Below are 14,535 nucleotides of genomic sequence, written 5' to 3'. Positions count from 1 at the left end.
TCGGATAACGTTCTCGTCGTGTCGGCGTCTGTGAAAGCACTTCTGAGCACCTTGACCAGCAAAGGCCCACATCGGGTGCTGCGCGGCAATCTGGCGATCGCAGGCCAGCCCGGGGTGGTGTACACGCCCGAGTCGGGACTGAGCCTGCCCGCTGTCGCGTTCGGCCACAGCTGGCTGACCAGCACTTCCAACTATCGCGGCCTACTGGAGCACCTCGCGTCCTGGGGCTTCGTGGTGGCGGCCCCCAACACCGAGCGCGGTCCGATTCCGTCACACCTCGGCCTCGCCACCGATCTGCTCACCACCCTCGACATCTGCACCGGTGTCCGGCTCGGTGACGGCACGATCAGCGTGCACCCCGACCGCCTCGCGCTGGCCGGTCACGCGATGGGCGCGGGCGCCGCGGTGATCGCCGCCGCGCAGCGTCCGGTCGCCGCGGTCGCCGCCCTCTTCCCCGCGCCGACCGCGCCCGCCGCCGAAACCCTCGCCACCGACATCGACACCCCCGCCCTGATCCTCACGGGCTCCGATATCGAGTCCGTCAGCTCCAATGCCATCCCCCTCGCCACCGCCTGGGCAGGCCCCGCGATCCTGCGCCAACTCGACGGCGCCTCCAACAACGGCATCATCGAAGGCCGCCGCGCCCTCGCCGCCCTCGGCGCGGGCAAGCACGAGTCCAAAACCGCCCGCACCACCCGCGCCCTACTGACCGGCTACCTGCTCCACAAACTCCTCAACGACAAGACCTACGCCCCCTTCGCCGACCCCGAAGCGGTGATCCGCCACACCACCGTCATCGATCCCGACGCGCCCCGCGACGAGGAGAAGCCGAAACTCTCTATCGGTCAGATCAGCCAGCTCTTGCGACGGTAGTACTCGCCCTCAGGGTCGTCGTCGTCCACGGGGGTGACGGTGCCATGAGCTTTGCGGGCAGCGATCGATCGTGCGATGGCCTCGCGCTGCTCGCGAGCCTCCGTCTCGAGACGCTCTTTTTCTTCCGCCTCTTTCTCTGCCTGTTCGGTCGCCGGCGCCTGTTCTTCCCAGAACTGGTTCATTTCGGCGGCCGCTTGGGCGGCGAACTCGCGACCATTTTTGGCGGTGTCCTCCTGGACCTCCTGAAACTCACCGAGGAGGATCGACATCCGCCGCTGATTCTCTTCGGCAAGACGCCTGGCTTCTTCGACGTAATTCACCATGCTCGAACTCCTCGATGGTCACCCGATAGTCGTCGGTTGTGGACTCACAACGGACCGGCCTCTGCCAATTCGGCGCCGCTATCAAAGGGCTCCCCGGGATCACCGGGGATCGGCGACGGCTTGTGTTCGCCGTCCTCCGTGCGTCGCGCGGGCGGCACGCCGGGCATCGAACCGGGTGAGCCTGGGGCCTGATCGTCTGGTGGCGGTACGTCTTCGGATGCAGGTGGCTTGTGTTCGCCATCTTGCGGCGGCGGCCCGGTCGGCGCACCGGGCTGCCCCGGGTTCTGATTGCCCGGCGGCGTCCCCTCAGCCGCAGGCGGTTTTCCATCCTCGTCCTTGGGGTCTTCGCCCTTCGGGTCATCAGTGGAAATGACCGGGTTGCCTTTCTCATCGAGCTCGAGGCCGTACTCGTGAGTCTTCCCGTCCGCGTCGGTCACCACAGCTTTGAGCTGACCGTCCGGCCCCATCTCGAACTTCAGGTGCTTCCCGGCCAGGTCGAACTCGGCTCCAGGCTTGCCGTCCTTCTTCTCGTCAGGCTTGCCGTCCTGCTTCTCATCGGGCTTGCCGTCGCCGTCTTTGTCTTCGGCTTTCGTCGGGTCTATGACCTTCTCGATCTGCTGCAATGCCTCATCGAGACCTTCCTTGATGGTGCTGGTCAGCGACGTCAGCCCTTGACTCGCAGCTGTGGCGAGCTGTGTACCGACCTGGCTCAGGGAAGCGAGGCCCGTCAGCGCGCTCGAAATCGGGTTGGTACTGGCGGGGGTTGCGCTCGGGGTACTGGGCGTACTGGGTGTACTTGGGGTACTGGGCGTACTCGGAGTACTAGGCGTACTCGGAGTACTCGGAGTACTAGGAGTACTAGGAGTGCTGGGCGTACTCGGAGTAACCGGCTTGGGCTGCCCGGCAGGTCTCGGGTACGCCTTTTCTGACACCTGTGCCATTGCGTCGGTCAGATTCTTGTACTGTCCCTTGAAGAATCTGTCGACTTCCGCACAGGTGTCGATATATAAAGCAAGTTTGCGGTCGAAATCCGCCTTGAACGTTTTCTGGAGCCAATCCCCGGTCACTGTCGCGACTTTCTTTCCATACTCCCCAGTGAGCATGTTCTGACTATCGGAGTTTATAAATCCGAGGTGGCTCTTGTTTATCTTGTCTTCCGGGACCGCGAGTTGCGGAAACACATGCCCCAACTCACGAACCTGATCGGCACTGATCCACTCACGCGCCTTGTAGACGTCGATGATCAGTTTCACATCATCAGGAGTCTTGCCATCGATCTTCACAACCTTGCTGCCACCGAGCGGACCCTCGAGCAACTCCCGCGCGTTGAAGGCCTTGGCCGCGACCGAAGTTCGCAAGGCTCCCCCCATCTCGGTCATCACCTTCATCGCCGCGCGCGCGTGCTGCCGGTCCTCATCGGCTTGTGCCAGTTGCTTCCCGATCATGTCGAGCGCTGAGTTCGCCGCCGTTCCCTGCCACAGCGTAGGAAGCTGACGCGCCAGGCCCTGTTGCGCATCCCATTGCGTGTCGACCTCGGCCAACGCGGTCTTCAGGGACTCACCCGACTCTTCGAGCTTGGAGACTTTCATGCCCTTCTGCTCGTCGTACAGAGCCAGAAGTTTGTTGACGTCCCCACGTCCCCCATTGCCGCCGAACGCCAACTCATAGAGCGGCATGAACTTGGTCCAGTACTGGAGACCGTCGCGGCCTTCATCAAGAAGGGTATCGATCTCTTTCCCCTGCCAAGGAACCGTCATGAGTCCGACCCCTCACATACTCGGAATGACCTGCACAGGCACCAGACAACTCGGGTACTCACTTCTTGTCCGTTTCCGACGCCCTGTCTTCGTCGAGCTCCGTATAGACAACGACTGATGCGCCGATTGCGTCACCCGTGGCTGTGGTGGCGGTGCTCCAGTGCCCGAGCCAGGCCTCGATCCGCTCCAGTCCGCGGTGCACCGCGATTCCTTCTTGCGAGTAGTTCCTTCCGGCCTCGTCATTACCGACGCCGAACATATGTTCCGTCACACGCTTGCGCTGGTCCTGCACCGCGGTCGCGGACCGCCGGAAGTCACTGCCCAACGCCCCCAATTCCCCAGTCTTGACGCCAACTCTGTCCTCGCCTGCCACAGCGACCCCTCCCTCTGCCTAATCGACATCGATCCAAAGCACGCCGAATATTGCCCTACTACATTCGACGCGCTCGATCCGTTTTCGGTTCCATCGATCTACGGCCGTGCCGTCTCGAGTCGTAGGCGAGAATCTACTGGGCATGGCCATGCGCCTCAATCGACACCTGACACGCGCAGGATCCGCGCGAATGGTACGTGCTCCCCGCGACTACTGCCCGATCTTCCCCTGATCGGTACGCACCCACCCCGAGGTCCCGTCGGGATTGTGGTGGAACTCCCACGCCGCGTAGTCGCCATCTTTTTCCACGACGGTGACCTGATCGGCGACGCCGTCATGGTCGTAGTCGGACCAGACCTGCATGGCTTCGGGGCCGGAGGTGGTGACGGTGTCGAGGGTGCCGTCGCCGTCGATGTCCTGTGTGGGGTCATGCAGCTCGACCGGGCCCAAACCTTCGAGCGAGGAGGACGCGTCGACGCCTGGTAGATCCAGGCCGGGGAATTCGCCCGAGGTGACCATGACTCCTCCTCATCGGGACTCGCGTGACAGTGCGGCATTTCACCCGAGTACCGGGTAGCCGCTCCCATCCTGTCATCCGCGAGTCCCTGACGCAGCCCCTTACTCGTCGAGGACTGTTATTTCTTCGGGATGATCAGCCACAGCACCAGGTAGACGATGAACTGGGGGCCGGGGAGCAGGCAGGACAGCACGAAAAGGAGTCGGACGACGTTGGCGTTCCAGCCGAAGTATTCGGCGATGCCGCCGCAGACGCCTGCGAACCAGCTGTCGGAGGTGGAGCGGGTGAGGCGGCGAGCGGGTGCGGTCATGATCTTCTCTCTCCTGTGTTGATCTCGGTAATCTCCACTCTCCGTGGAAACGCCCGTCGGCACATCGGTCCCACGACCTATGCCGACCCTGATTTCTCCGTGGCTCGTACTCAGGGTCCAGCCCCCATAAGCCCGAAAAAGCGAGCACGGCAGACTATGCAGGTGAGCACCACTCTTCATGCGCGCGGATTGTCCGCAGGCCACGGCGAACGCACCCTTTTCGAGGACCTGGATCTCACGCTGGCCCCCGGCGACGTGATCGGTTTGGTCGGGGTGAACGGCGCGGGTAAGTCGACGCTGCTGCGCATGCTCGCCGATCGCGACAGTGCCACCGGCAGCATCACGCTGAGCCCGCCTGACGCCACCATCGGATATCTGGCGCAGGAACCGGAGCGCGTGCACGGCGAGACCGTCCTCGAATACCTCGGCCGCCGTACCGGTGTCACCGCGGCGCAGCAGACAATGGACACCGCCGCGGAAGGCCTCGCCGACGGCGGCGAGGACGACTACACCCCCGCCCTGGAGCGGTGGCTGGCCCTCGGCGGCGCGGACCTCGATCAGCGTGCCGGGGAAGTCGCGGCCGACCTCGGCCTTGCCGACAGCCTCGCCAGCGGTTTGGACACCCCGATGACCGGGCTCTCCGGCGGCCAGGCGGCCCGCGCGGGACTCGCCTCGGTGCTGTTGTCCCGCTTCGACATTCTGCTGCTCGACGAACCGACCAACGACCTGGATCTGGACGGCCTCGCACGCCTCGAACAGTTCGTGACCGGCGTGCGGGAACCACTGATGGTGATCAGCCACGACCGGGAGTTCTTGGCGCGCACGGTGAATCGGATCGTCGAGCTCGATCTCGCGCAGCAGCAGGTCGGCGTCTACGACGGCAGCTACGACTCGTACCTGATGGAGCGCGAGATCGCCCGCCAGCACGCCCGCGAGGCCTATGACGATTTCGCGGACACCAAGTCCGGCCTCGAGGCGCGGGCCCAGATGCAGCGCAACTGGCTCGAGCACGGCGTCCGCAACGCCCGCCGCAAAACCCGCGACCCGAAGAAGGTCGACTCCGACAAAGCGGGTCGCAAGATGCGTGCCGAATCCACCGAGAAGCAGGCCGCCAAGGCTCGCCAAACCCAGCGCCGCATCGAACGACTCGACGTAGTGGAGGAGCCACGCAAAGAGTGGGATCTGCGGATGGAGATCGCCGCGGCACCCCGCAGCGGTTCGGTGGTCGCCACCGTGTCGAACGCGACCATCACCCGCGGTGATTTCACACTCGGTCCGATTACCACGCAGGTGGATTGGGCCGACCGCATCGTGCTGACCGGCGCGAACGGATCCGGCAAGTCGACGTTGCTCGCGCTGCTATTGGGAAAGATGCAGCCGGACAACGGAACTGCCGCGCTCGGGTCCGGCGTCGAAATCGGCGAGGTCGATCAGGCTCGCGGCCTGTTCCGCGGAAGTACCGCGCTGGCAGCAACTTTCGGCGCGGAAATGCCCGACTGGCCGGACGCGGAGGTCCGCACCCTGCTCGCCAAGTTCGGCCTGCGCGGCGCACACGTGACGCGCGCCTGCGAAACCCTCTCCCCCGGCGAACGCACCCGCGCCGCATTGGCCCTGCTCCAGGCCCGCGGCGTCAACCTGCTCGTCCTCGACGAACCGACCAACCACCTCGACCTGCCCGCCATCGAACAACTGGAGCAAGCCGTCGAATCCTTCACCGGCACAATGCTGCTCGTCACCCACGACCGCCGCATGCTGGACTCCGTGCACTCCACCCGCCGCTGGCGGATGGACAACGGCCACCTCACCGAGGACTAGATCGACGCCACTCGCTTAGCGAGATCGTCGGCCAACTGCTGGGCCTGGACCGGGTCGGTGGCTTCGACCATCACCCGGACAAGCGATTCGGTTCCGCTGGGGCGCAAGAGCACTCGCCCCGAGTCGCCGAGCACTCGTTCGGCCTCGACGACCGCCTCGCGGATCTCGGTAGCGGTCGCGACGAGCGACTTGTCGGAGACCGGGACATTGATCAAAACCTGTGGCACCGTCGTGATCACCGACGCCAGGTCGGCAAGGGTGCGACGGGTCCGCGCCATCCGCGCCATCAGCTTCAAGCCGGTGAGGATACCGTCGCCGGTGGTGCCGAAGTCCGGGAAGACCACGTGGCCGGACTGCTCACCGCCGAGGTTGAACCCGCCACGGCGCAGGTCCTCCAGAACATAGCGGTCCCCGACCGCGGTGGTGCGCAAGGTGATTCCGGCCTCGCGCATGGCGATGTGCAGGCCGAGATTGCTCATGACGGTTGCGACCAAGGTGTCCTCGACCAGCTCACCGGCCTCATGCATGGCGATGGCGAGGATCGCCAGGATGGCGTCTCCGTCCACGATCGCGCCATCGGCATCGACGGCGAGGGTGCGGTCGGCGTCGCCGTCGTGTGCGATGCCGAGATCGGCGCCGTGCTCGCGCACCGCGCGGCTGACCTGATCGAGGTGCGTCGATCCGCAACGGTCGTTGATGTTCATACCGTCGGGTTCGGCGTTGATGGCGATCACCGTCGCTCCCGCCTCACGGTAGGCGGCGGGACCCACTTCGGAGGCCGCACCGTGTGCGCAGTCCACGACCACGGTCAGCCCGGTCAGATCCTGACCTGCTGCCTCGACCAGATGTTCGACGTAGCGTTCGTGTGTGCCCGCCACGCTGTACTGATCGGGAGTGACCAGCCCGTGATCGCGGGCGCCGGAGGCATTGAGGACCCGTCCGATGGCGGCGCCGGTCGGGCGCAATGGCGCACCCTCGGCGATCAGCGCTTCGATCCGGTCCTCGATCGCGTCGTCGAGCTTGTGCCCGCCCGCGGCGAAAATCTTGATGCCGTTGTCCGGCATGGGATTGTGCGAGGCGGAGATCATTACGCCGAGGCACGCGTCGTAGAGGCCGGTGAGGTAGGCGACGGCGGGCGTCGGAAGTACCCCTACCGACAGCACATTGACGCCTGCGGCGGTCAGGCCCGCGGTTACCGCGGCTTCCAGCATCTCGCCGCTGGCTCGCGGATCGCGGCCGACCACCGCGAGCGCACGCTTCTTGCCGCGACTCAGGATCTGCGCGGCCGCGCCGGAAATCTGAAGTGCCAGTTCCGGACTCAACGACTCATTGGCAAGTCCGCGGACTCCGTCGGTGCCGAACAAACGTCCCATACCTCGCCCCTCATGGGTAGCTCCGCTGCGTGCGCGACGGGCCCGGAGGCGGCGGGTACACAGCCTGAGGACCGTCGATGTGGCCCTGGCAAGGTATACGCGCACAGGCTGGGCCCCGCAAACGCCGCAAGTTGTCGATACAGCACGAGAGCAGGCGCCCAGCCGTGCTGGAAGCCTGCTCTCGCACAGGTGCCGCGTCGACCGCAGACGTCTCCGACATAACCAGGATGCCGGAAGACTGCGGCCGACGTGGCCAAAATCAGCGCTTCGAGTACTGAGGCGCCTTACGGGCCTTCTTCAGGCCGTACTTCTTACGCTCGACGGCACGCGGGTCACGGGTGAGGAAGCCGGCGCGCTTGAGGGCGGGACGGTCGTCCGGGGTGACCTCGATCAGGGCACGCGCGATCGCCAGGCGCAGTGCGCCTGCCTGACCGGACGGGCCGCCGCCGTGCAGGCGGGCGAAGATATCGAAGGACTCGGCCCGCTCGACGGTCACCAGCGGCGACTTGACCAGCTGCTGGTGCACCTTGTTCGGGAAGTAATCCTCGATGGTGCGGCCGTTGAGCACGAACTTGCCGGAGCCGGGCACCAGGCGGACGCGGACGACAGCCTCTTTACGGCGGCCGACGGTCTGCACCGGACGCTCGATCAGGACCGGGGCGAAGGTGTCGGGCTCGGCGTCGGCTTCGTAGCCGTACTCCTCCTCGACGACCTCGACGGTGCCGTCGGCGTCGACAGCCTCTGCCGCCTCAGCGGTCTCATCGACGAACTCTTCGGTGTATTCCTCGGGCGCGGTCACTGGGCCACCTGCTTGATCTCGAACGGAATGGGCTGCTGAGCGGCATGCGGGTGCGTCGGGCCTGCGTAGACCTTCAGCTTGCTCGCGATGGCGTTACCGAGCTTGTTCTTCGGGATCATGCCCTTGATGGCCTTCTCCACGAGACGGTCGGGGCGGGTGTCCAACACCTGACCGACAGTGCGCGACGTGAGACCACCCGGGTACCCGGAGTGGTGGTGGATCAGCTTGTCCGCCTTCTTGTTACCGGAGATGGCAACCTTCTCGGCGTTGATGATGATGACGAAGTCGCCACCATCGAAGTTCGGTGCGTAGGTCGGCTTCGTCTTGCCACGCAGCAGATTCGCTGCCTGGACCGAAAGACGGCCGAGCACTACGTCAGTGGCATCGATGACGTACCACTTGCGGGTCACGTCACCAGCCTTGGGGCTGTACGTAGGCACAGTGCTTCCCTGTCTGTAGTCGGTGTTGCCGGCCAAGCATGCGGTCGAGGCGGTTCCGGCGGCCGGTGGAGACCCGGACCTCGACGAACGTTCCACACGCCAACGGGCCACGATACCAGTCGGGCTACGACGAACCGAAACCGGTCAGATCGCGATGGGCGGACCCGGATCGACGGACCCGGGCGAGCCAGGGACCACGTAACGCAGGGTGTCGATGCTCGGCTGCACGCAGTCCGGCCCGTCGGCATCGCTCTGCGAGCCAATGGGCTCGAACCCGTCGGCCTGGAATCCGTGCGCCGAGGTCAGGCCTTGCCGGTGCTCGCCGATGACCTGCGGTGTGACCGCGCACGACACCGAGGCGAGTGCCACCGAACCGGCCGGCTCGCTGTCGGACGGCATGGCCGCGATGGCGAGCGCCACCGCACCGATCACCACGTTCGCGCCGAACAGGTTGTCCTTGAGCTTGTTCCACCGCTTGCCCTTGCGCGGCTTGTCATCGTCGTCGTCCGATTCGGGCGGCTGTTGCTGCCACTGACCGTGCCGTGCCTGCTCCGGACCGCCCTGCGGCGGCCCATACGTGGTTCGCGGACCGAGCGGCGGCACCTGACCGCTCGGAACCGGACCTTGCTGCGGTGCGGGCGGGGCCGGTGGCCGCTGTTCGTCGGGCTGCTGGCCGGGCGGCCTGGTGAAGCGGCTGCCCAGCTCGGCCAATCCCGGCGGCAGGCCGCGTGGAACCTCGTCGTGCGTGCCCCTGGCCGTCGCCTCTTGGCTCGGGTCCTGCGGTCCGACCGTCGGGTACCCGGCGCCGTACTGCACGACCGTTTCCCCTCGTGGCCGCGACGGATCGGGGCGGCCCTGTGCCGCGTCGGTCTGATGTTGTTCTACCTGACGCTGCCCGGTCTCGGCCGGTGACGGCCCCGTTGGGTGCGGCGGCGCGGCCGCCGATCGTTGCGGCGCGGGTTCCGCGTGCCTGCCCGCCGATTCCGGTTCGCCGTTTTCGTTGTCGGTGGCCAGCAGATGCGCGGCACCCAGCACCAGCGCATGCATCGGATGATCGGCCACCTGCAACCGGTGCCCGAGATGATTCTGGAAGGCCAATCGCAGCGCGTCGTTGAAGCACACGTTGCCCGACAGCAGCACCGTCGAGGTGTCCGCGCCGATCGAACGGGCCGCGGCCATCACCTCGATCACCACATTGTCGGCGGATCGGGCGTCACGCATGGACTCCGCGTTGACCGTGACGTCGACCGATTCGGTCGGATGCTCGTCATCGCCGTGAACCGCGACAACCAGCATGGTCCTGCCGTCGGAGTAAACACCGGTGGCGCCGATACCCCTCGGGTTGCGCTCGTCGGGCCCGCGGACCAGCCCGAGCGCACGCACATACCCCGACAGCGCGACGCTCTCCGGCAGCGGCTCGACGGCGACATCCAGCTGTTCGACCAGCTCGGCGAACACTTCGACCTTCTCGTCCGGCCAGCCGTCGGGAAAGGGAAGGGCCACCACATCGGGCTTACCGCGCAGATATTTGCCGACGGACGCGAGCGGGTTGTACATGCGCGCCCGCATCACCAGTTCCGCGGGCCAGGTCGCGCCCGCGATCACGATCTGCTGATGTCCGAGAATGTCGCGCACGTCGGCGATGGCCATCCCGAGGTCCGGTCGCTGCCGCTCCACCCCGGCGGTATGCAGCCGCCCCGACGCATCCGCAAGCAGATACGCCGGTGGCGTATATGTACCTTCCACCTGAACCGGGCGGATCGGCGTCCCGCCGCCACCCGCAGCCACGGACACCACATCCCAACCGAGATGTACTGCCCCTACTCGCACCGTCACAGTCATCAGTCTGCCTGGTGTGCGTCCGACACGCGCAGCGCGCCGGGTCGATCACCGGTACCACACGGGTTCACGCCGCGGACTTCTTCAGCCGTAACTTGCTCCAAGTGAAGATCGCGAGGATCAACGTGATCACCACGAGCATCACGATGTCCAGCGTCCAGATATCCGACTTGTGCTGCCAGAGGGTGTCCGGTTGCGCAGTGACGAAGACCTCGCGAATGTTCACCGTCGACGCCCCGGAGGCGTATCCCCAGCGGGCCGGAAAAAGCCATGACAACTGCTCGAGTACAACACGGCCGGTCACCGGGATCAACCCGCCCGCCATCACCAACTGGGCCATGATCATCACCACGAGCATCGGCATCACCTGCTCGTTCGACTTCGCCAGGCTGGAAAGCAGCAGACCGAAGACCACACAGCAGACCGCGGTCAACGAGATATCGAGGTACAGCTCGACACTGCCGTTCCCGATCACCGACCCGCTGGCGGGCGCCTTCTTACCCGCGAGCGTGATACCGACGAGCACCGCCGATTGCAGGAACGCCGTGACGCTGAAGACCGCGATCTTCGCCATCAGATAGGCAGAGGGCTTCAGCCCGACCGCACGCTCGCGGAAGAAGATGGTGCGCTCACCGACCAGGTCACGCACGCTGAGCGTGGAACCCATGAAGCAGGCGCCGAGGATGAGCACCACCAACAGCTGTTGGGTCTCGCTGCCGCCGGTCGGGGCGAAGGTGCCATCGGGTAGCGCGGCGAGTGCGCCGCGCTGGAAGCCGTTCGTGCCGGGCACCACCAGTGACAGCACGCCGAGAATGAACGGCAGGATCACCAGGAATGCCAGGTATCCGCGATCGGCGAAGATCAGCCGGACCTGCCGTCGGGCCAGGGTGGAGAACTGTTTGCCACCGCCGGACTGTGGCGGATTGCCCACCGGCCCTGTCTGCGCGGGCGGCGGAGGTGGCGCGACGGAGGCCTGTCTGGAGCGATAAGCGGCGAACGCCTGGTCCGGATTCGCGGCGACCTTGGCGAAGATCTCCGCCCAATCGTTGGTACCGAGCGCGCCGCCGACTCCGGCCGGGTGGCCGCAGAAGGCCGTCTTGCCGCCCGGCGCGAGCAGCAGCACCTGATCGCACATGTCCAGGCAGGCCACCGAGTGCGTGACGACGATGACAACGCGCCCCGCGTCGGCCAACTCGCGCAGCATCACCATTACCTGGCGATCCAGCGCCGGGTCGAGACCCGAGGTCGGCTCGTCCAGGATCAGCAGCGACGGACCCGTCAGCAGTTCCAGCGCCACCGAGGCGCGCTTGCGCTGCCCGCCGGAAAGCCGGTCGACCCTGGTGTCGGCGTGCTCGGTGAGTGAAAGTTCCTTCAGCACACCGTCGATCACCTGCTGACGATCGGCCTTGCTGTTGTCCGGTGGCAGGCGAAGTTCCGCGGCGTAGCCGAGGGCCTGGCGCACGGTGAGTTGCCGATGCAGCACGTCATCCTGCGGCACCATGCCGATGCGCGAACGCAGCGCCTCGTATTCGGCGTGCAGATTGCGGCCCTCGAAGGTGACGACACCGCCGGAAGGCTGGGTGGTGCCCGCGATCAGTTTGGACAACGTCGACTTGCCCGCGCCGGAGGGACCGATCAGCGCGGTCAGCGTGCCGCGACCCGCCTGCATATTGACGTCGACAAGCAGTTGCTTGTTGCCCTCGACGGTGAACCCGACACCGTGCACGTGCAGGCCCTGCTCGGCGACCGGCTTCTGCCGATGCACCAAAGTGCCCTGCTGGACGACGAAGTCGATATTGCCGATGGTGATGATGTCGCGCTCGCGCAGCACCGACCGCTGCTCACGGCGCCCATTGACGAAGGTGCCGTTCGCCGAACCGAGGTCCTCGATCGTCAGGCCCTCCGTGGCGGCGACGAGGCGGGCATGTTTGCGCGAGGCCAGCGGATCGTTGACGACGATCTGGTTGTCGGTGGTGCGGCCGATGTCGAGCCCGCCGGGTGGCAGGCGGTCGCCGCGGGCGATGGCCGCGGTGGACGTCCGGGCCCGGCGGGGCGGCAGCGCCGAGGTGTCGGCCCTTGTCGTCATGTTGATATTGAGCTGTTGTGACGGGACGTTCTGCGGTGGCTGCACGGGTGGCAGCGGCGCGGACTGCGGCGGCCGACGCTGCTGCTGCTGGGCCGGCGGCGGAGTCGAGTGGGTACGTGCCTGCCTCGGCTGCGGTACAGCGGGGAGCAGATGCAGCAGTGGCCCAGTGATCGCATCGCCGAGCCGAACCTGTATCGGGCGATCGATGGATACGGGGTGGCCGAGCCTGCGCGCATCCACGAAAACACCGTTGGTACTTCCATTGTCGGTCAGTACCCAGGCGCTCCCCTGCCAGGTCAACGTCGCATGCACCCGTGAGACGAGTGGGCTGTCGACAAACAGGGTCACTTCCGGCGCGCGGCCCATGGTGATCTGTGTGCTCGAATCGAAGACCCGTTCGGTTCCATCATGGCGCACGGTGATGGTCTGCGCCCCCGGTGAAGACATGCAGCGGATACTATTCCATCACCCGGACATCGGCGGTGCCCCCGATGCGCCATCAACCCCGATCCGGTGACCGATGTGAACGCCTTTCCGGCCGACCAGGGGGAGCCTTGCCGAAAATCACAGCGACCACGGTCATTACAGTCGTACTGTGCGCGGTCACCCTGTTGACGGGCTGCACACGGGCGGTGGACGGCCGAGCGGTATCGGTCTACGACGATCCGTTCAAAGTGGCGGGGCTGCCGACAACCAGCGGACCGAGCGGGCCGCGATCCGATGTCCCCGACGCCGACCTCACCGCGATCAATGGCGACCGCAGCGCGACCGATACCCTCGCACTCAACGCTGTCGACGATATCCAGACCTATTGGCGCACCGAGTTCGGCAAGGAATTCGAGGGCGATTTCAAGCCGGTCGACAAACTCATCTCCTGGAGCGCGAAGGCGCCGAAGAGTCAGGCGCTCGAGTTCTGCAAGGAAACCACTTACCACCTGGTGAACGCCGCGTACTGCCGACTGGACAACTCCATCGGCTGGGATCGCTCGGTGCTGCTGCCGACGATGGAGGAAACCTTCGGCAAGATGTCGGTGGTGATGGTGCTCGCCCACGAATACGGGCACGCCATCCAGAGCATGGCGAAAATCGTCGGCCCCAAGGACCCGGTGATCGTCAAGGAGCAGCAGGCCGACTGCTTCGCTGGTGCGTTCATGCGGCATGTGGCCGAGGGCGGCGCCGCGCATTTCACCATCAACACCTCCGACGGCCTCAACTCGGTACTCGCCGCGACGGTCGCGATCCGCGACTCCAACCCCGACGATCCCGAGAGCGTGCACGGCTCGGCCTTCGAACGGGTCACCGCCGTGCAGATCGGTTTCACCGATGGCCCCAAGGCGTGCAAGACCATCGACTTCAATGAGATCGCGGGGCGGCGCGGCAATCTGCCGCAGAGCTTCACCGGCGACGAGGGCCGCGGCGAATTCGAGATCACCAAGGACAACCTGATCGAGCTGAGCAAGGCGCTCGCCGCGATCCTGCCGATCACCCAGGCCCCGACCTACGACTACGCGGGCGCGAAGATCGACTGCCGCAACGGCGTAACCACCGAACCCGTCTCCTACTGTCCTGCGAAGAACACCATCGCGACCGACATCCCCGAACTCGCGCAGCGCGGCACCTCCAACCTCGACGTGGACAATCCGCTGCCGTTGAAGGTGACCGGCGACTACAACGGCTACGTCGTATTCATTTCCCGATATACCCTCGCCGTCCAGCAGAGCAACGGTCAGCCGCTGGTCGGTGCGAAGACCGGACTGCGCGCGGCGTGTCTGTCCGGGGTCGTCACCGGCAAGCTCGCTCAGGCGGGGCGGCCGGTCTCTGAGGGCGACATCACCCTCGCCGCAGGCGATCTCGACGAGGCTGTGTCCGGGCTGCTCACCGATGGGCTCGCGGCCAGCGACGCGCAGGGCAGGACGGTACCGAGCGGGTTCTCCCGGGTGGACGCGTTCCGCGCGGGCGTTCTCAACGGCGAGACCACCTGCACGTCGCGGTATTCATAGGCATCCCGCTGGCGACTGCTTTGCAGGTCG

At 65.9% G+C, this 14,535-nt stretch carries 13 protein-coding genes; 3 read left to right on the top strand and 10 right to left on the bottom strand.

All coding sequences use genetic code 11. The annotated features are described in order from the left end of the window. Window positions 1-18 precede the first annotated feature (18 nt). Window positions 19-873, top strand: a complete 855-nt coding sequence (locus ACLMAJ_RS06490; protein WP_412012596.1) for a poly(ethylene terephthalate) hydrolase family protein — start codon at window positions 19-21, stop codon at window positions 871-873. On the opposite strand, the gene ACLMAJ_RS06485 is transcribed toward ACLMAJ_RS06490, so the two are convergent. The 5 genes from ACLMAJ_RS06485 to ACLMAJ_RS06465 form a co-directional block, all read right to left on the bottom strand. After that, entirely contained in the window at window positions 846-1,196 is a 351-nt protein-coding gene (locus ACLMAJ_RS06485) for a hypothetical protein (protein ID WP_412012594.1), read from the bottom strand. The two genes, ACLMAJ_RS06490 and ACLMAJ_RS06485, sit on opposite strands and share 28 nt — an antisense overlap. A gap of 44 nt (window positions 1,197-1,240) precedes the next feature. Then, window positions 1,241-2,953 carry a hypothetical protein gene (locus ACLMAJ_RS06480; RefSeq protein WP_412012593.1) on the bottom strand — a complete coding sequence of 571 codons (1,713 nt, stop codon included), beginning with the start codon at window positions 2,951-2,953 and terminating at the stop codon, window positions 1,241-1,243. 58 nt (window positions 2,954-3,011) lie between these two features. Continuing rightward, window positions 3,012-3,326, bottom strand: coding sequence for a hypothetical protein (locus ACLMAJ_RS06475; protein WP_412012592.1), 315 nt, complete (start codon window positions 3,324-3,326; stop codon window positions 3,012-3,014). Between the two features lie 210 nt (window positions 3,327-3,536). Beyond that, window positions 3,537-3,845 (bottom strand): DUF6802 family protein, encoded by a 309-nt coding sequence (locus ACLMAJ_RS06470; protein WP_412012591.1) that lies wholly within the window; start codon window positions 3,843-3,845, stop codon window positions 3,537-3,539. 116 nt (window positions 3,846-3,961) lie between these two features. After that, on the bottom strand, window positions 3,962-4,153 hold the full coding sequence (locus ACLMAJ_RS06465) for a PspC domain-containing protein (protein WP_412012590.1): 192 nt from the start codon (window positions 4,151-4,153) through the stop codon (window positions 3,962-3,964). A gap of 156 nt (window positions 4,154-4,309) precedes the next feature. Here ACLMAJ_RS06465 and ACLMAJ_RS06460 point away from each other — a divergent pair, with 156 nt between their 5' ends. Continuing rightward, window positions 4,310-5,968, top strand: a complete 1,659-nt coding sequence (locus ACLMAJ_RS06460) for an ABC-F family ATP-binding cassette domain-containing protein (RefSeq protein ID WP_412012589.1) — start codon at window positions 4,310-4,312, stop codon at window positions 5,966-5,968. On the opposite strand, the gene glmM is transcribed toward ACLMAJ_RS06460, so the two are convergent. From glmM to ACLMAJ_RS06435, 5 genes are all read right to left on the bottom strand, one after another. Continuing rightward, a complete protein-coding gene (gene glmM, locus ACLMAJ_RS06455; protein ID WP_412012588.1) occupies window positions 5,965-7,341 on the bottom strand; it encodes a phosphoglucosamine mutase in 1,377 nt (458 codons plus the stop codon). The two genes, ACLMAJ_RS06460 and glmM, sit on opposite strands and share 4 nt — an antisense overlap. Window positions 7,342-7,600: 259 nt before the next feature. After that, complete coding sequence (rpsI, locus tag ACLMAJ_RS06450) at window positions 7,601-8,140, bottom strand: 30S ribosomal protein S9 (RefSeq protein WP_412012587.1); 540 nt, start codon at window positions 8,138-8,140, stop codon at window positions 7,601-7,603. Beyond that, a complete protein-coding gene (gene rplM, locus ACLMAJ_RS06445; protein ID WP_412012586.1) occupies window positions 8,137-8,580 on the bottom strand; it encodes a 50S ribosomal protein L13 in 444 nt (147 codons plus the stop codon). Before rplM ends, rpsI begins: the two co-directional genes overlap by 4 nt. Window positions 8,581-8,724: 144 nt before the next feature. Then, window positions 8,725-10,422: a hypothetical protein gene (locus ACLMAJ_RS06440; RefSeq protein WP_412012585.1), complete on the bottom strand. Its 1,698-nt coding sequence runs from the start codon at window positions 10,420-10,422 to the stop codon at window positions 8,725-8,727. Between the two features lie 64 nt (window positions 10,423-10,486). Continuing rightward, window positions 10,487-12,952: an FHA domain-containing protein gene (locus tag ACLMAJ_RS06435; RefSeq protein WP_412012584.1), complete on the bottom strand. Its 2,466-nt coding sequence runs from the start codon at window positions 12,950-12,952 to the stop codon at window positions 10,487-10,489. A gap of 107 nt (window positions 12,953-13,059) precedes the next feature. On the opposite strand from ACLMAJ_RS06435, the gene ACLMAJ_RS06430 reads away from it, so the two are divergent. Further along, window positions 13,060-14,505 (top strand): neutral zinc metallopeptidase, encoded by a 1,446-nt coding sequence (locus tag ACLMAJ_RS06430; protein ID WP_412012583.1) that lies wholly within the window; start codon window positions 13,060-13,062, stop codon window positions 14,503-14,505. The last annotated feature ends 30 nt before the right edge of the window (window positions 14,506-14,535 follow it).

It is taken from the genome of Nocardia arseniciresistens (assembly GCF_046764875.1).
Classification (GTDB): Bacteria; Actinomycetota; Actinomycetes; order Mycobacteriales; family Mycobacteriaceae; genus Nocardia; species Nocardia arseniciresistens.
This window is presented reverse-complemented; position numbering and strand designations above follow the sequence as displayed.